Origin of the sequence: Natrinema sp. 1APR25-10V2 (assembly GCF_031626495.1) — an archaeon.
GTDB lineage: Archaea > Halobacteriota > Halobacteria > Halobacteriales > Natrialbaceae > Natrinema.
This window is the reverse complement of record NZ_JAMQOJ010000008.1, coordinates 293,132-310,068: the sequence shown is the minus strand read 5'-3', so window position 1 is coordinate 310,068 and position 16,937 is coordinate 293,132. Positions and strand designations below refer to the sequence as shown.

General features: G+C 57.3%; 18 protein-coding genes, 1 tRNA gene and 2 pseudogenes. 10 read left to right on the top strand and 11 right to left on the bottom strand.

Translation table 11 applies throughout. The features are described 5' to 3' along the window. Nucleotides 1-5 precede the first annotated feature (5 nt). A complete protein-coding gene (locus NDO75_RS23925) occupies nt 6-482 on the bottom strand; it encodes a hypothetical protein (protein ID WP_310909140.1) in 477 nt (158 codons plus the stop codon). A 107-nt stretch (nt 483-589) separates the two neighbouring features. On the opposite strand from NDO75_RS23925, the gene NDO75_RS23920 reads away from it, so the two are divergent. Together NDO75_RS23920 and cmk are read left to right on the top strand one after the other, a co-directional pair. Next, nucleotides 590-1,066, top strand: coding sequence for a cupin domain-containing protein (locus NDO75_RS23920; RefSeq protein ID WP_310909139.1), 477 nt, complete (start codon nt 590-592; stop codon nt 1,064-1,066). Between the two features lie 108 nt (nt 1,067-1,174). Then, complete coding sequence (gene cmk / locus NDO75_RS23915; RefSeq protein ID WP_310909138.1) at nt 1,175-1,786, top strand: (d)CMP kinase; 612 nt, start codon at nt 1,175-1,177, stop codon at nt 1,784-1,786. 105 nt (nt 1,787-1,891) lie between these two features. Here cmk and guaB read toward each other — a convergent pair whose 3' ends face one another. Continuing rightward, nucleotides 1,892-3,394, bottom strand: coding sequence for an IMP dehydrogenase (guaB, locus tag NDO75_RS23910; RefSeq protein ID WP_310909137.1), 1,503 nt, complete (start codon nt 3,392-3,394; stop codon nt 1,892-1,894). 508 nt (nt 3,395-3,902) lie between these two features. Here guaB and NDO75_RS23905 point away from each other — a divergent pair. Continuing rightward, nucleotides 3,903-4,811, top strand: a complete 909-nt coding sequence (locus tag NDO75_RS23905) for a DUF5794 domain-containing protein (protein ID WP_310909136.1) — start codon at nt 3,903-3,905, stop codon at nt 4,809-4,811. Between the two features lie 57 nt (nt 4,812-4,868). Continuing rightward, a tRNA-Trp gene (locus NDO75_RS23900) sits at nt 4,869-5,043 on the top strand. A gap of 254 nt (nt 5,044-5,297) precedes the next feature. Here NDO75_RS23900 and NDO75_RS23895 read toward each other — a convergent pair. Continuing rightward, complete coding sequence (locus NDO75_RS23895; RefSeq protein WP_310909135.1) at nt 5,298-5,810, bottom strand: hypothetical protein; 513 nt, start codon at nt 5,808-5,810, stop codon at nt 5,298-5,300. 133 nt (nt 5,811-5,943) lie between these two features. Here NDO75_RS23895 and NDO75_RS23890 point away from each other — a divergent pair, with 133 nt between their 5' ends. Next, on the top strand, nt 5,944-6,660 hold the full coding sequence (locus NDO75_RS23890) for a hypothetical protein (RefSeq protein WP_310909134.1): 717 nt from the start codon (nt 5,944-5,946) through the stop codon (nt 6,658-6,660). 381 nt (nt 6,661-7,041) lie between these two features. On the opposite strand, the gene NDO75_RS23885 is transcribed toward NDO75_RS23890, so the two are convergent. Both NDO75_RS23885 and NDO75_RS23880 read right to left on the bottom strand, forming a co-directional pair. Beyond that, complete coding sequence (locus tag NDO75_RS23885; RefSeq protein ID WP_310909133.1) at nt 7,042-7,392, bottom strand: hypothetical protein; 351 nt, start codon at nt 7,390-7,392, stop codon at nt 7,042-7,044. Between the two features lie 1,784 nt (nt 7,393-9,176). Then, nucleotides 9,177-10,226 carry a site-specific integrase gene (locus NDO75_RS23880; RefSeq protein WP_310909132.1) on the bottom strand — a complete coding sequence of 350 codons (1,050 nt, stop codon included), beginning with the start codon at nt 10,224-10,226 and terminating at the stop codon, nt 9,177-9,179. 139 nt (nt 10,227-10,365) lie between these two features. On the opposite strand from NDO75_RS23880, the gene NDO75_RS23875 reads away from it, so the two are divergent. After that, on the top strand, nt 10,366-10,605 hold the full coding sequence (locus tag NDO75_RS23875) for a hypothetical protein (RefSeq protein ID WP_310909131.1): 240 nt from the start codon (nt 10,366-10,368) through the stop codon (nt 10,603-10,605). An 883-nt stretch (nt 10,606-11,488) separates the two neighbouring features. On the opposite strand, the gene NDO75_RS23870 is transcribed toward NDO75_RS23875, so the two are convergent. After that, on the bottom strand, nt 11,489-11,719 hold the full coding sequence (locus tag NDO75_RS23870) for a HalOD1 output domain-containing protein (protein ID WP_310909198.1): 231 nt from the start codon (nt 11,717-11,719) through the stop codon (nt 11,489-11,491). Between the two features lie 130 nt (nt 11,720-11,849). Beyond that, nucleotides 11,850-12,329, bottom strand: coding sequence for an Lrp/AsnC family transcriptional regulator (locus NDO75_RS23865; RefSeq protein WP_310909130.1), 480 nt, complete (start codon nt 12,327-12,329; stop codon nt 11,850-11,852). A gap of 338 nt (nt 12,330-12,667) precedes the next feature. Here NDO75_RS23865 and NDO75_RS23860 point away from each other — a divergent pair, with 338 nt between their 5' ends. Beyond that, nucleotides 12,668-12,874, top strand: coding sequence for a hypothetical protein (locus NDO75_RS23860; protein ID WP_310909129.1), 207 nt, complete (start codon nt 12,668-12,670; stop codon nt 12,872-12,874). Between the two features lie 245 nt (nt 12,875-13,119). Here the strand turns inward: NDO75_RS23860 and NDO75_RS23855 are convergent, their stop codons facing one another. Continuing rightward, nucleotides 13,120-13,389, bottom strand: a complete 270-nt coding sequence (locus tag NDO75_RS23855; RefSeq protein ID WP_310909197.1) for a HalOD1 output domain-containing protein — start codon at nt 13,387-13,389, stop codon at nt 13,120-13,122. Between the two features lie 485 nt (nt 13,390-13,874). Then, entirely contained in the window at nt 13,875-14,258 is a 384-nt protein-coding gene (locus NDO75_RS23850) for a hypothetical protein (protein ID WP_310909128.1), read from the bottom strand. Nucleotides 14,259-14,710: 452 nt separating this feature from the next. Here NDO75_RS23850 and NDO75_RS23845 point away from each other — a divergent pair. From NDO75_RS23845 to NDO75_RS23835, 3 genes and pseudogenes are all read left to right on the top strand, one after another. Further along, nucleotides 14,711-15,001: pseudogene (locus tag NDO75_RS23845) on the top strand (hypothetical protein); the annotation flags it as partial. Further along, a complete protein-coding gene (locus NDO75_RS23840) occupies nt 14,994-15,272 on the top strand; it encodes a hypothetical protein (RefSeq protein WP_310909127.1) in 279 nt (92 codons plus the stop codon). The pseudogene NDO75_RS23845 and the gene NDO75_RS23840, both read left to right, overlap by 8 nt. Further along, nucleotides 15,269-15,517: pseudogene (locus tag NDO75_RS23835) on the top strand (site-specific integrase); the annotation flags it as partial. The gene NDO75_RS23840 and the pseudogene NDO75_RS23835, both read left to right, overlap by 4 nt. Before the next feature lie 125 nt (nt 15,518-15,642). Here NDO75_RS23835 and NDO75_RS23830 read toward each other — a convergent pair. Beyond that, complete coding sequence (locus tag NDO75_RS23830; protein WP_310909126.1) at nt 15,643-16,338, bottom strand: TMEM165/GDT1 family protein; 696 nt, start codon at nt 16,336-16,338, stop codon at nt 15,643-15,645. 304 nt (nt 16,339-16,642) lie between these two features. After that, entirely contained in the window at nt 16,643-16,894 is a 252-nt protein-coding gene (locus NDO75_RS23825) for a hypothetical protein (RefSeq protein WP_310909125.1), read from the bottom strand. Nucleotides 16,895-16,937: the final 43 nt, after the last annotated feature.

The window sequence follows — 16,937 nt, the reverse complement described above, 5'->3', positions numbered from 1 at the left end:
AGCGCTCAGGCGATGTCGTTCGCGTCACTTCCGCCCGTCTCGGCACCGCTCGACTCCTGTCCGGCGGTTGGTCCCGTCTCGTTGTCGTCCCCTCGCTTGATCTCCAGGATTAGATCGTCGTTCGTGACCCGGACGAGGACGAGGCTCGTATTCGGCGTAATCGTTCCGTCTTTGACTGCGAGCGGTTCGCTTCCCTCTCCGAACTTCGTCGCACGGAAGTGCTGTTCGGCCGCGTCGAGATGCGGTGCCGTGGCCCGCTGGCCCGACGTGACGGTGTAACTCTCTTCGTACGTCTGCCGGTCTCCGTCCGCGGCGTAGGCCTCGAGTCGGAGGTCGTAATGCTGATCCGCTTCGTTGTAGAGTTCGACCGGAACCAGCCCTCGAAAACTCCCCTGATAGTGCTCCTGCAGCGCCTCGACGCAGCCCGAGAGACTGACGGTGGCTGCGACCCCGGCGGATCGGAGTACCGTGCGGCGGTTCACGTCCGGGACTCGGGGTCGCACGACCGTAGGCGTTACTCTTCGCACCCCACAACGTGGTAGTTATCCTCAATCACGAGACTTTTGGGGCGGGAGACGAAGGCCAATTTATGGAGAAAGTCGCAATCGACGACGTTGATATCGAAGTCAACCCGATGGACGTCCACTCCGTCAGGCGGCCGGTCTCGGACGCGCTCGGCTTTTCGGACTTCGCGATGAACTACTTCGAACTCGAGCCCGGCGAGTCGTTCTCCGGCGGGCTGCACACCCACCACGACCAGGAGGAGGTCTTCTACGTCCAGGAGGGGACCGCGACCTTCGAGACGAAGGACGACGAGTTGCTCGTCGACGAAGGGGAAGTGATCCGATTCGCGCCGGGGGACTTCCAGCACGGCTACAACGACACCGACGAGATGGTCGTCGGCTTCGCCTTCGGCGCGCCCAAGTCCAAACACGACTGGGACGAGATCGAGTCGATGATTTACTGTCAGACCTGCGAGGACGAGATCGGGCACGGCCTCGAGCTCACCGACGAGGGGAACTTCCGACTGACGTGTACCGAGTGCGGCAGCTCGTTCGTCCCCTGAGTCCCGCTCGGCCCGATTCGCGCCATTCGTTACCGAACGTACTGCTCACGGGTTCGATCGCCGAATCCGAGCCGGAACCTTTTCACGGGGGACCGAGTGGATCAACGTATGGGCACACAAGACAGTTCGACCGAGGGGATCGACACGACGCTTTTCATCACCGTCTCAGGCCCGCCGGGCTGTGGGGCGACGACGCTGTGCGAACGCCTCGCGGACGCGATGGGCTGTCCGTACGTCTCCGGCGGCGATATCTTTCGCGAACTCGCCGAGGACCGCGATATGAGCCTCAATCAGCTCACCGCGAAGGCCGACGAGTCCGACGAGATCGACCGCGCGTTGGACCAGCGCCTCCAGCAGATCGCCGAGAAGTGGGGAATGGCAAACAAGCCGTTCATCCTCGAGTCCCGTCTGGCGGGCTGGCTGGCCGGCGAGCGCGCGGACCTGCGGATCTGGCTCGACGCCCCCGAAGACGTCCGGCTTGAGCGCATCGACGATCGCATCGAAACCGAAGCCGAGATGCGCGTCCGAGAGGTCAGCGAGGCCGGCCGATATCAGTCGTATTACGAGATCGACATCGACAACCGCACGTTCTACGACCTCTACGTCAATACGGCGCGGTGGAGTAAACAGGGCGTGTTCACGGTCGTCCGAGCGGCCATCGAGGAGTACGATCCCGAACTGGACGAGGGCGCGTTCTCGACGCCGACCCTCGATCCCTGAGCGACTCGAGACGGTTTTCGTGCTGCTCGACGAACGGCGACGCGTAGCAACGAACGGGAACGCGGTGGCGAAAGAGACGATTCAGCGGCCGAATCGCACGCCCCGTTACTCGCTATCGGGCGAGTAGTTCGGCGCTTCGTCGGTGATGACGACGTCGTGGGCGTGGCTCTCGGCCTGGCCGGCCGAGGAGACGCGGACGAACTCCGATCGCTCCTTGAACTCGGGAATCGTCTCCGCGCCGACGTAGCCCATGCCCGACTGCATGCCGCCCGCGAGCTGGTGGAGTTCGGACTGCAGCGAGCCCTTGTACGGCGTCGCCGCCTCGACGCCTTCGGGGACGTACTCGTCGTCTTCGTCGGGTTCCTCTTTCAGGTATCGGTCGCTGTCGCCGGATTTCATCGCGCCGACCGATCCCATGCCGCGGTACTGCTTGTACTTCTTGCCGTTCATCGTGACGACGCGGCCGGGCGCCTCGTCGGTTCCGGCGAAGTAGGAGCCGAGCATGACCGCGTCCGCGCCGGCGGCGACCGCCTTGATCGCGTCCCCGGAGTAGCGGATGCCGCCGTCGGCGATCACGGGCACGTCGTGTTCGGCGGCCACGTCTGCGACCTGCGCGACGGCCGTGATCTGGGGCATGCCCGAACCGGAGACGACGCGGGTGGTACAGATCGAGCCGGGACCGATGCCGACCTTCAGACCGTCCGCGAACTCGACCAGGTCTGCGGCCGCCTCGCGGGTACCGATGTTGCCGACGACGACGTCTGCGTCGACGGACTCCTTGATCTCTCGAGCGCCGTCGATCACGTTCAGGTTGTGCGCGTGCGCGGTATCGATGAACAGGATGTCCGCACCCGCCTCGTCCGCGGCGAGCGCACGGTCGGTCTCGAACGGACTGACGGCGACGCCACACCGGAGGCGACCGTCCTCGTCGCGGACGGCCTCTTTGTACTCTCGGCGCTGGAGGATGCCCTGCATGGTGACGAGGCCGACGAGCAGGTTCTCGTCGTCGACGACGGGGACGCGCTCGATCTTGTGGTCGTACATCAGTTCGAACGCATCGCGGGCGTCGATGTCCTCGTGGGCCGTGATGACCTCGTCGGTCATCGCCTCGGTGACCGGGTCGTCCTCGTTGACCTCGAGGTGGGGCCGGATGTCCGTGCTCGAGATGATACCCAGAACCTCGCCGTTGGTGTTGACGACGGGTGCCCCGCCGACGCCCTGGCGGGCCATCAGTTCGTCGACCTCGCGGACGGACATTTCGGGGTCTGCGGTGACGACCTGGTCCAGCGGGATGATGAGTTCGTCGGCGCTCTTGACGCGGCCGATCTCCTCGACCATCTCGTCGATGTTCATGTTTCGGTGGAGAACTCCGAGGCCGCCGTGGCGGGCCATCGCGATCGCCATGTCGCTCTCGGTGACGGTGTCCATCGCCGCCGAGAGGATGGGGACCGAAACCTCGACGTTCTTCGAGACGTTCGAGGTGAGGTCCGCGTCGTCGGGTTCGACGCGACTCTCCTTGGGGCGGAGAAGAACGTCGTCGAACGTTAACGCTTCCGGTACCTGCAGTTTCGAGGAATAGGGCTCGTGCTCGGGAACGTCGTTCGCCATGTAAACCGTCCGGACCCCCGGGCCAAAAGCGTTGCGAGATGAATGCGGTTGTGAACCGTTGTCGAGGCCGTCAACGGCCGATGCCGCTCGTCACTCGACGGTCTATCGTGTCGCCTCGCCGTCTGCACGCGATTCCGACCGGTCAGTTCTCCATCGGTCCTCCTCCGCCGGAGTGACGGTTGGTCACCTTCGGACCAGATCTGGACATTTCTGTACGACTCTATCCGATTCCGTCGAACTTCTACCGACCCGTGAAAGCTCGTCCCACGCAATGTTTATTGACCGGCCATCCGTTTGTTGGGGTATGTACGCTGTGAGTGCAGCCGCAGCCCGAACCGATGGTCGGACGAGCTTCGACTCCGTCGCCACCCAGTTCGGGAATTTTACACAGAAACTCACAGCGCGAGGCCCCAATCCCAATGCGATCTCCCGGTGTGCGGACCGGTCGGTACGGGACTGCCCGTCATATCGCCCACAGGCCTCGGGTCACGGCCATCGGCCCTGACCGATGAGTACGTCACAGCACCCGGTTGCGCTCCGCATGGAGCGCATCGTCGGCGGTGACGCCAGGCTACTCGCACTGGTGATGATGCTCCCGTTAGTCGACGGCGTCTTTCCCGCGCTGATCCTCGCGGGCGCGCTCAACGAACCCCTGGGCGCGATCCAGGTCGGCCTGCTGATCTTCGGCGGGAGCGCCACCGTCGCCGTCATCCTCGCGGACATGGATGGCACGCCCGGCGAGCAGGCGGCGGTCGTCATGCTCATCGGCCTCCCGCTGATCCTGCTCGCGGCGCTCGAGGCGGCACTCGCGCCCACGATCGAAAGCGTCCTCGACATCGTCGTCTTCGAGCGCTTCGCGGCGCTGGTCATCGCCGCCATCGCGGCCAAAACCGCCAGCGCGACCATCGGCGACTACCTCCCTAACCCGGTCGTCGTCATCGGGCTCGGGCTGGTCGCCAGCGTCGACCCTTCGGGCCTGACGGTCCGGGTGATGACCGATCCCGTCCTCGTGGCCCACGCGACGCTGGCGGCGGCCGTCGGGGTCGCCTTCGCGCTGGCGGTCGCGCTGACCGGCCCCTACCTCCGGGAGTACATGGACATCGACCGATTCCGATTCGGCAGCGCGGTCGCACTGGGTCTGCTCCCCCTGTCCCTGCTCGGAATGGCCTTCGGACAGGCACCGCTGGCCGCGCTGGTCGTCGCCGCCCTGTTCGCGATCGACCTTCCGATCGGCGGCGGCACGGACTCAAGTTCCAGCGCCGACGCGAACGACGCGGCCGCCCAGATGGGGGCGGTGACCGACGGCGGCGGCGTGGCCGACTCGAGCGAGCCGGCAGTCGCAAAGAGCGAGGACGATTCGAGTGCGTATCCGAACGACGACGGCACGGAGACGGCGGGTCGGGCCCCGTGGCTGTAGTGCGGTTCTGTACCGAATCGAAACCACTTTAGGGTGGATGGCCCAACTGAGACTCGAGGGGTCGTGGCCAAGCCAGGCATGGCGGCTGACTCCAGAGGCAACGCGCCCGGGACGACACTCCAGACTGATATACTGATCGGGCACCTGATCAGTGTCCGTGTGATGACCCTCTGGAGTTCCGAGGCGCACCGGAGATATCAGTAGATCGGGGGTTCAAATCCCTCCGACCCCATTCACTTCGTGAGGGCTCCAAAACCCGCAGACGGCGGGCCATTCCTTATATACCGTATCAGATTACCGATACGGGAACCCAGTCAATCACCGAACGGTGACCACCACGTATGCCGGTTATCTGCCGGTACCGCAGTGGAAGTGATAAAAATTCCGGTAGGTCAGTCAAAACACTGGAACGAAGCGGGGGCGGGTAAGCGTAGGGGGATACGTGTCTTCTCCATGGTCAGCCGCTTGCTATACGCTCATGTGAATCTACTGTCTTTCGTTATTGAACTCCCTATCCGTTTCAAAGGGGTAGTTCTGGAATCCGGTCTGCTGTGTCGTGTTCTCCGTTATATGGTAGGTGACTGAGTACGTGAACTCCTCCGATTCGGAATAAGTATACTCCCCCGATTCAGACCACGGCGATTCGACGACGGGAATCCCACCCCGACACGCTAAACCGACACGGAACTCATCTGTACTGACGTTCGAGACTGAGATAGCGGTACAGTTGGCTATCACTCTTTCATCGGAATAGAAACTGTAGTTACGGCTCGCAAGGAGATCGTTATAGAACAAGCGCTCTTCGTATTCTGTAGTGTAGTCCACGACATTCGAGGAATTCAAAGGGATCGGTTTCTCGGGACCAAATGGATAGCTATCAATATGCACACCTCCTGTCTGCCCATCTGGTACTACATGAAATACTATGAATATGCCAAGTCCAACAAGAAGTACGAAGGCGAGAAACCCGAGTGGGATAACCGCCCAGTCTGAATCCATTGGATCAAAATCATGCTTCTAACGCAATAGGTGTTATCCACTTGAAAATCGTTATACCGGGTGTTACGTCTATCGCCTGTACTAAGCGGGAGTATCCAGAAGGCACTTATCCTCCTCCCCTCACCTCTTCCCAATGAAACGACGAACACTTCTCACTGTACTCTCTATGGGGACAGTCACAACTGCTGGATGTATAACTGGGCTAAACAGAGGGACCAGTACAAATAACGGAGGAGCCGATCAGAGGGAGTATGAGCGATGTGGTAAGTATATCATTGATGTGAATTCGTTACCGGACACCGCTAAAGATGAAGCGAGAACTGCTATTGAGGACGATCACTACGAGACTGCGGGAGAACTTCTTCTCCCCGAAGTAGTCGATATCAACGGATCATATATTTCACGCCGTAAGGACGGTGAGCGTGTGTATTATGAACTGAGTGTCGAACCTGGCGGAGAGGTCACACGTCTGCGTGCTGAGGAAATGTTACCCAAAACGAGTGCCGTACAAGTTGAAAATGCCACTGAGAGAAATTTGACAGCTAATGTTCGTATTGAACATGAGGGTGATCTGCTTGTTGAGAAGACAGTAGATATTGGCGTGGGTGGAGATGTGGATCTCGATGAGGAGGCAGAGTATAAGTACGGGAGCTATCGTGCCGAAGTCAACGTGCCCAATGAAAAGAAGCTCAAGGCTACAGAATTAACGTGGGGAGTGAATAGTTGGAGTTTCCAAGCGGATATCGTTATTACCTCAGATAGAATTCGCCTAAGGCAAGCCGTGGCCGAGAGTGAATCATGCAAATGGAATCGTGATGGTGAACTTGTCAGCGGCCTCAAGGACACATAACACTACCCTGAGCGATATTCTCAGGCCGAAGGACACCAATCATGTCGTTTTGAGTGGGCCGAACCGACTGCCGGACCCATACATGAGAACGGCAAAGATACCCACTACGCTTGCGAAAGCGAGGTAATCGTTCGCGAACTCTTCCGTTGGAACCACAGGAAGAACCATTACTCGGCCTTCTCCACCGTCTCCTGGCACTTCTCCTTGATCGCGACGCTCGAGGCAACCATCTTCCGGCAACCTCGGGAAGCCCCAGCCCGATCGCCGTACCCAGCACAAGACTCGTCGGTTCAATCAGTACGTTCTAACACTGGTCTCCATACGCCGGAGTTATTCTAACCTGAGTCAATTTTCTGCGCGGTCGGTGTCTATTTTCCCAGATTACAGACGGGAACCCCCGCCGCCGCCATCTTCCGCCTCATCCATCACAAGCGTTTCAGCGTAAGCTTCTCGAAACTGTCGCCGCCACTCCTGTTTTTCTTTAAACCACGCTTCTACATCGTCCCGTGCCCCATCAGCGGCTTCTTCCCACGACGCCGCGTCAACGCCATGAGGGGAGCCCTGTGCGCTTTCAGTAGTTTCTTGGAACTCTGCCGTCGCTTGTGCTACACGCTCTTCACGGCGATCCTGGCGGCGCTGTTCGAACCGGTCAAAAGTTCGCCTTTCGAAGTCGTCGAGGAAGTCGCGCACCGATTCGCCGTCTTTGCTGTATGGGTTGTTCTTTCCACTCATGGAAATGCCCCCGCCGCGTTCTGACTCGCGGTTACACCCTGTTGGGTCGGGGGAAGTCTTTCAGCCAATACCTTCCAAGTGAGCCTCCGGGTCACGAATCCGGGAAATGGAGAGATATTACCCCCGTAAGGGGGATTCCTGTTCCGTAGTGTGATCTACGGTTACACACTATATTTGACAGATCCCTTATTAGGTTCTCAAATCAGAAAATTTCTGAGACGAACCTACGGTACCCTGAAGAGAGTGAACGGTCCAATGTCACAACTGTCACCCCCTCAATGGCTATCAAATAGTGTAACAGGCAGTATAAGCACTCGAAACCAGTAGAGAACGGTTCACTGTTCCTATTTCACAGAGAAAATACCAGAAGCCTCGAGATACTACCCTTATTCTCAACCCCTCCTGAGAATATTTTCTCTGAGGAAGTATTACAGGAGGCGGTTGTTCTACAAGAGAGTAGTCTACTTGATCATGAGCACTTTCGGTAAGACGTTAATCTCGCGCCTTCCGGTGGATTCACAGCAAGTAAGAATACGTAGAGTTGTCTGACTGGTTACTCTGGTAGAGTTACCATCGGTTATTTACAATTCCGAAGAACGATCCTTAGACAGCTCCCGCGCTGGGAACGTTCTCCACCTCAGCCGGCCTGCTTCGGACCTACCTAAGAGGTGTTAGTCGCCATATGCGGTCATCAGTCTCGCCGGGTTGTGTTCCCCAGTCCGACCTGCTCGCACATGGCCCCTCACCATCCGACACAGGGACCGAGACGAGTACCCGATGGATACCCGCCTTGACCTCAATCGTGGAGTTTTGCGTATCCCACTCCCGACGTTCCGCCGGGTGATCCCGTGAGGGCTGAGTGCCGTGGGCGAACACTCTTGAGAAGCCAGTCGCTCGACTCTCTCACTAATATGTTATACTCGGAAGTATATACATCTATCCATTTGTCTCCCGTTTAGGGAGTAGTCAATGGTTCTACCGGCCCTCTACGAAATCAGGGGGAGAGTACTATCAGAATCGTCTCTTTTCCTTGACATAGATGTTTGAGCCTGAGTGCCGACCGATTTGACCTCCCTCACTTAACAGTAATACACAACGGTATATGTACCCTATCGTAAACAAGCTCCTCAGGGCTCCAATCCGCCAAATTCGGGGAATCTACCTTCTATATAAGCGTATCCCTGCCAGTAACACGGTTGTCTGGTCTCAAGCCTCGAGCGGCCAGCCGGTTCAACCTCCCTCACTTAATAGTATAGACAACGGTATATATACCGTGTCGTAAACAAGGTTTTCAGGGCCTCTCCCTGCCGAATTTGAGAAAGCCAACCTCTATATAATTGTTTCTACTTGACTAACACGGTTTGCTAATCTATTCCTTGATAGAGGCTTAGGGACTCTGCGGCCTGATCTACGTCCGTAGTTCGTGGGCGGTCGGTTGTCGCAGGTATGTGGTGCTCGCCTTCCGGTATATTCCCTGAGTCCGTGTCTGGTTCTGAGGCTCTACGTGAGCCGTCAGCCGTGTTCTGGTAGTCAATGGGCGGAACGCCGTAGTACTCACAAAAGGCTGTCCACGAGAAGCACCGTGGCTCCTCTGGCTGTACGACGACTGGTTGTCTAAGCTGATCACTGGTCATGTGTGAGATCGGGTGTGGATGGGGAGATCGGGGTCGGGGGCTTCTCGTTATTACTCGACCTGAGTTGCGCCGAACGGCTAATCCAAGTGGACCTCAGAAATAATAGAAGTAATTCGGTGTCCGTCCTCTTGCTGTTACCTGAGGACCGTTTTAGACCTCATCGTCGAGATTTTGAACATCGTCGAGCCTATTCATGCGCTTCTCAGCGTCCGTCCGAACGTCGTAGTGACGATCGAGTATATCGACAGAGACGTTCGCTCGCTCGGAGACATGTTCTTTCCGCATACCCGTGTTCAGGTGCTCGGTGATTGCAGAGCGCCGCATTGGGTGTGGGCTAACTGAGGACGGGCAACCCCCGGCTTTGGGATAGCGGTAGGCGTCGCACTCAGTCTCTTCGCGACCGTGCGGGCACTCCTTCCCGATATAGCACGGTCGGGTGACCCCGTACATGTTCTTCCGAATCGTTGTCGTGCTGATCCGCCCTTGTCGGGTGGTGAACAGCGGCTCCCGCCCGTATTCGTCGGTCGTGTCGTGGCGCTGTGCGTCAATGTAGTCGTCGAGAAGATCGCACATTCCGTCGAGCAAAGTGATCTGGCGCTCGCCGTCCTTCTTGTTTTTGAGAGGTGTTTCTGTCTCTGGCCGGTGGTGGATCTCGATGTACTGGTGCCGTGGGTGGTAGTCCGTTAGGTCGATCGCTCGGACGGTTCCCATGCGTGTCCCCGTGTGCCAGATGAACGCGAACAGGGTGTGCCGGAGCGTCGCATATTCGTACTTCCGCAGGTACCCGAGTATTTCTTTGGTGCGGTCGCGGGGGAGGCTAACGTCGCTTACTTCGTCTTCTCGTGTGAGGTCTGGGTCCTCGATCTTCTCGTGCATGTGGGTTTCGACCAGCCCGGCGTTTTCGCACCACCGGATGAACACGCGAAGCGAGGAGAGATTGTTCTGTAGCGTCTTCTTCTTGATACCGGAGTTTTGCCGCTGAATTTTGAACTTCTTGAGGTCGTAGGCGGTTATGTCGTTGATGTATTCTATCTCGTTGTCGTTGCAGAACGAGATGAATTGTCTCAGTGGATACTGGTAGTTACGGAACGTTGAGGCGCTGACCTCGGGTTTGCGTTCTGCGTTGAAGTCTTCCAGTGCGTCTGCCGGTGTGATCCGTGGGCTTGATGAAGTCATTAGTTCCTCTTGGCGCACCGGCATATCGAGGTGGCCTCCGCGCAAGGGCGCTCCCTGTGTCGGTGGAGCGGCCTGGAGCGGCGGGGGCAAATCCCTCCGACCCCATTTGAAATAAAACCGCTGAGCGGCTTCTCTATTGTTCTCGATACGTTCTAAACAGGGGGTGGTCGGCGTGACGGTCGCCCCGTGGCCGTCGGTCGACAACTCGACCTGTTGCCACTGCGGAGCTCACGTCACCGACCGGTTCCGTCGCGTCTTCGGCGACGACGACGATCAAGCCCACCGCTGTGGTGACTGCGATACCTACGCGCGACTGAGCCGCGGCTCCGCTGCTGGCGTCGACGTGGCGATCCCCGATCCAGAAACGTCGCTTGGCCGCCACGGGGGTGAAGCCGATGCGTAGCGCGTTCGTCCGGGCGAGTCGGCTTTACGATGTCGAGAGCCGGACGCCCATCGCCCATCCGGCCCATCAAGCGACCGATCCAGACGTTCGTCGGGCACTCGCCGATCGAGAAGTTCGTGCCGACGGTGGGGTCGATCACTCATCAAGTGGTACTGAACGAAATGTTATTCCGAACTCAGTGTGGGAGCTGTATCACCGTCCCAACCCCGGCTTACACTCCCACAGATTCATCCACGGAATCCAGCCGTATAAGGGGGCGGCTCGGTCAGCAAACACGTACGGAATATCCCAATTCGTCCGATCATGCGGTATCGGGACTGATCGTGGGAGGGATACTGAAAGGATGCGGACTACCGGATTGTGGTTGGGCCAAAGATCCGGTAGCCGCCTCTATAGTCAGGGTCCCCAGTCGGATAAGGGGGCACATTGTTCTAATCCCTGCCCTCAATTTGCCAGAATCGGCCACTCATTACAGCTGGATATTGAACACCAAAGTCAGTCGAGTCTGAGGTGAAGGAAAGGCAGTCGTCACGATACTTCCTTTCCCTGTACTTACCGCTGGTTCACGATCTCCTGTCCGCCTTTCATCGAATTCTAGGACAACCACTGCATCAACGTCGATCAGTACGTAAGTGAGTTAGGCGTGTTGCTCTCCTTCACTGCCCAACCGGTTAGTCATCAATGAAACTGAAGTCAGCACCGCCACAATCAGGACAGGAATCCCAATTGCTCGGGATCGGATCAGTGACACTAACAGACCGAAGAACGAATCCGCATGCCGCACACTGAATATATTCACTCAACTCTGTCATATGCTAACAGTCCGACTCCCAATACCCTTGGATCGAGTTAATCTGGTGATGTGATACCCCAGCGATGGTTGTTACTCGATAGTGATTTGGCCGTCTGCAGTAACGGTGACCTGATACCCGTGATAACTGAATACGACTTCTCCGTCGTCTAGTGAGGACTGGAAGAGATTGTCTAGTGCTTCTGGATCAATTGTATTGCGGAGTGGTGGTAACTCAAGCGAATCTTCTCCTTCCTTTTCGGCTATCCGTTCCAGAACCTGAATATATGTGCTATCGGCTTGGCGTTCTGGTGGTGACAACATCATCGTATACCAAGAGCCCGCTATTCATAAGAATGGTCAAACATTCCGGTATCGGCCGTTCTGTAACCGTCATTTCTACTGATTTCGAAGGAAAGCTGGAAATGATTAGCGAAGAAATGACTGAAGGAGGTTATTCATCATCAGTGATTCGCTTTCCGAAGTGATTGAATGGCTGAACAAATTCTTGCTCGAGAACTTCTGAGCGATTAATGTCGAGTCCACATTCTTGTAAATTGTTCGCTATTTCAGAGACGTCTTTGGTACCAGTTCCGATTGCTTCAACGTGGAGGTTTTGATCGCCAGCAAGGAGTTTACGCACAGTTACGACACCGTGCTGTTCGAGGATTTCTTCGACGAATTCGTCGCTTGGCTGTGTTTCTGTCGTACAGGTAAAGAGGACGTGGAGTTCGAATCCAGCGTTTTCGTAGTCGATTTCCGGGACATATCCTTTAATGATATTCCGGTCTTCGAGTCTTTGAATTCGATTTCGGACTGTGCCTGCTGAGACGCCGACTTCGTCTGCGATGTCAGATGTGGGTATTTCGCGTGCGTTTTGCTGGAGCATATAGATGATTCCGAGATCGGTATCATCGAGCACTTCCTGAGCCATGGCTGTCGTTTCTCGCCGGATAGCTATGGGGGTAGTGCCTGACACTGATAGTGGATTATCGCCTGCGTATTTCTTCGAGAGATAGAAAATGAGAGGGAGGAGGAGGAGACCATGAAGAAGGAGGACTAATTATCCTTCGCTGTGGAGTTCTTCCGAGCAACTCGCGCTGAAGTAGTCGATCAGTATACCTGCTTCTTGACCAGAACATAGGAAGACAGTGGTAGATAAACAAATCCTAATTACTCTGTATTTACAGGATCTATTCGGGGCTTCTATTCACTCACTTCATCACACCCTTGCCGAAAGTTCTATAGACGACCATCGCACTCAGTACCTATATGGGGTACGAGTTTCGCAACTGGCTCGCGTGCCCAGTATGTGATGAGAGAGAGGGGGTGTCTCTGCTTGCTCATCAAACGGAAATGGTACTTGAGTGCTATGAGTGTGGAGAGGTATCTGAATTTGTAATTGGTGAGGACATCTCTCTCCAGAACCTTGACATTGAAAAGATAAAAGAGGTCGCTGGAGATTCGATGTCCGACTAAGATGAGCGACCAACCTGCGACGGAAGAAAGTGACAGTACAATGTTCTAATTGTGGGGCTGTGTATCCTGCCCTCCGGTTGCCAAGCGGAAAACTCACCCGTGATAGTAACAGGTCGTCTTGTCGGTGTGGGTCTAAATCGTTCATCGAATTAAGTGATCAGGATAGAAATCCGACAGACTGAATAATATGTATATATCCTGCACTTATCGCTAAGGGGAGTTCGTCTTCTAATCGAGAATGAAGGCTACTCTGAGAGCGACTCTGTCGGCGAATGCCGAACTGTCTCCGAAGAGTCCTTCGAATCGACTACCTGCACACCGCCACCACTATCGACATGAACCGTATATCCATTATATCTAAACTCTAGTTCACTACCTGTTCTATCGCTACGGTTAGTAGATTCGAACAAGGAGTCGAGCGCCTCTGTGTCAATTACTGAGTGAAGCGGTGGAGTCAGTTCGACTGGGTCTACTTCCTCTCGGTCAGCGACTTTGCGAACCACTCGAAGGCTCATTGGTCCCCCATCTTCCATGACATGGCGTGCAATACTCTCCTATAAGAAAATTCGGAAATTGTCGAACACGTGTCAGACATCTATTTAGCAAAATACAGTTCGTCACTCCAGCGAACTATTCAATAAGTACTGACCGTCCACCCCGTACATACGTCATCCCTCACCTTCTCCTCCTGCTCGAGAAACGCCGGCTGGGGGCCGGCGTCTGAGCCCCCCATCCGAAGGTGATCTGATGACCGGATGGGTCTGGGACCGAGTGAGACAATATGGCTATTGGCTTCACGTCGGAACGATCCCAGGGTGGCGAGGGTCCGTCGGTAGTCGACGGAATTCGCACCTCGCCATCTCGCTCTTCGAATCATGTCGGCATAACATTATTGGCTATATGAAATTATCCACAACAATCAATAGTAATATCCAAAAACAACAAACTGCCTCCGGCTCTCTTTCCCTTCCCCCATCCGGAGGTCATCCACCCCATTCTGTCAAAAGATAGTATCGATCGAAACTTTCGCTTGTTGAGTTCCTCGATGGTCGCCGCCGCCGTGCCATCGGAGCAGCGGGAGATCGCTCGAGCGGACCATCTTGTCCTGGAGGATCGTCAATCCCGATCGCCCATGTGGTCGGTAGACAACGAAGCAGTACCAGCCGTCGTGCCGCCGGAGTTTCTCGTGGTACTCTCGATAGACCTTCCAGTTTCCGGGCTGGCCGTCAGCGTGCTCGTGCATCGTCGATTTGATTTCGACCGGCGTTCCGTTCCCGTACCTCCCGTCGTGCCAGCTCGCCCGCTCGAGGTAGAACCGACGTTTCTCGGCCATCCGCTTCTCGACGGCCGTGCCAAAGTGGTTCGCTCGCTTCGAGCGGTTCACGCGGACCACGCGCGTCGCGCGCCGATATATATACTCCTCCGCCGACCCCGAACCGGTCGCCCATCGGTCGCGTCGCTCCCGTCAGGGAGCGGCGCGTGCCATGGGCTTGGAACCATCCTAAAGGGGGGGTTGGTGGAGGTTGGAAGGTTGGAATCCTGCCGCCGTCATGCGATCACCTGTTCGACGCTTTCAACCCAGTCGCGCTTCTCACGGTCGCCCTCGTTGTAATCCTCCAACCAGTTGTAGACGGTCGTGTTGCTGAACGGGACGAACGTCGACGCCTGGTTCGGCGACATCCCCTCGTCGACGCAGGTATTGCTGGTCCACATCGCCACCCGTTTCACGTCGTCTTTCTCGAGAGCATCCTCGTCGACCTCTTCGCCGTCGGGAGCGGTCCACGACCAGTCCGACGCTTCCTCAGTGGCCATGTTCCAGTCGGTCGGTGGGATACCCTCGAGCGGCAGGCCGACGCGGTCGAACGACAGACCCAGGCCCTCGAGGCGATCGCCATCGAGACGCGATATCAGAACGCGGCGCTGGTCGAGATGATTGCCTGTCTCGACGATCTCTCGGCTCGCGTCGACGACCACCACTGTCCGGACCATCCGCCGCACGATCGGTCCGGCCCCGCGCTGCAGACCTGGATTCACGATCGCCTCTTCGAGCGCGACCAACTCGAGGACGATCGCCCCGAGTTCCGCTGGGGCAGTCCGGAGAACTGGGGAGGTGGTCGTGATGAGTGAGGATACTCGTACTGACGGTAGTTCAGGACCGGACGAATCGATACCGTACGTCCGAGAGATGGAAGTCTATGGCGTTGCGGAGGATGTCAAGGCCGTCCGGTTTGCTGGAGATAACAAAACCGTCGAGGTCGGGATCACTGACGATGTGATGGTCGATTTCGCCGAGGCGGCAGAGGACGTCTTCGACCATATCCACGCGGATATGACGGAGATGAACGACCTCCTCGATGGGAATCGTCGGGACTCGAATAGGGACGGTGATCAGCCGTGAGCCGGGATCTTTTCCCACGTGAGGCTCGCGACCGCTTCCTCTCCCGACGGAAGCAGGAGAACACTGCGAAGACGATCCGGAGCTACGAGAACCGGCTCACTCGCTTCGTACACTGGGCCGAAGAGGAAGGCATCGAATCGATGTCGGACCTCTCTGGATGGGACATCGACGAGTACCGCGCTGCCCGAGAGGCCGAGGACATCGCACCCGCGACGCTGAAAGGGCAGTTGATGTCCCTGAAGCAGTTGCTCGATTACTGTGCGTCGATCGATGTCGTCGACGACGATCTCCCGGACAAGGTGAACATCCCGACGCTCACGAAGTCGGAAGAATCGAGCGATGTGATGCTCAATAACGTGACTCGAGCGCCTCAGACAAGCGCCAGCACCACGGAGGAGATGCCCTCCACGATCGTCTCCCACACCGAGAAGCCGGTCAGGAGCTGGAGGATCGTATCGAGCCCGAAGAACAGGAACAGGCCTGCGCCGGCGAAGTGGGCCAGCCGGGCGTCGAACCGGTGGGAGAAGTGATGGAAGAAAAGCGCGTTCGCGATGCTCACGGGGATGATCGCGAGCATTTCGCCGGCCCAGATAGCGGGGCGGGCACCGTACTGGACGGCGAGCCCGATGGTAACGAGCTGTGTTTTGTCGCCGAACTCGCCGGCGGTCATCAGGAGAAAGATCGGGACGAACCCGCGGAGATACGGCGGGACCTCGTAGCCGCGGATCGAGATGTCGACCGACTCGGCCATCGGCACGCCGCCGTTGGTCGCGACAGCTCGCGCGTTTCGGTTCGGTGCGGATCTGACGAGCAACACCGCGAAGATCAGGAACAGCGCGGCCGTGATCGCGTCGAGGTAGACCGGCGCGAGCACGCCCTTGATCGCCGCGCCGAAGAGAATCTCGAGGGCCGTCCACCCGGCGAAGGCACTCCCCGCGGCGGCGACCACGATCCACGGGTTGTAGCGAGTCGAGAGCCCCGCGATGATGAACTGGACCTTCTCACCGGGGAGCACGGAAAGCTGGAGGACGAACGCGATAATCAGTAGCTCGAGCCAGCCGGTCATGGTTCGTCGGCATCCGAGACGAGTACGCGTCGGTCGACGACACTACTCATGCCACGGTTTAGATCCGTCTAACGTATACCATTTGTGGGCCGTCGAGTTCGAGAGGTGACGACTCATGTCTGAAATTGGCGTAATATGTTCGTTCGGACACGTATCTCCGCTTCAATCACTCGTGTTTTGAAGATCAGTCACTGCTTCCTTCGAATCGGTAGTGTGTATCCGACGGCCGGTGGCTGGTGTTCCGAGACGGACACCGCGTCCGCCGCAGTGCGTTGTGGCCGTCTCGAGCACGCGATAGAACCGCTCATATCGTTCGCTGATATCCGCACTGGGGACAGTACAGTTCTCGGTCGCGAACGAACAAGAAGCTCTCGCCACACGAACAGGGGCCCCCGATTGATACGTCGTCCGCGTTCCGAACGACGGCCTGAAGCGTGTTCTCGAGCCGTCGGACGTGCTCTTTCGTCGTCTCGAGTTCGGACTCCAGAGTGTCGATCCGTTGGTGAACGCGCAGGCGGTGCCGGCCCGCACCGATCGATCGCCCTCTGTACGGCATATCGGTACGGAACGTCGGTTCGGGAATAAACGTACGGGGGTGA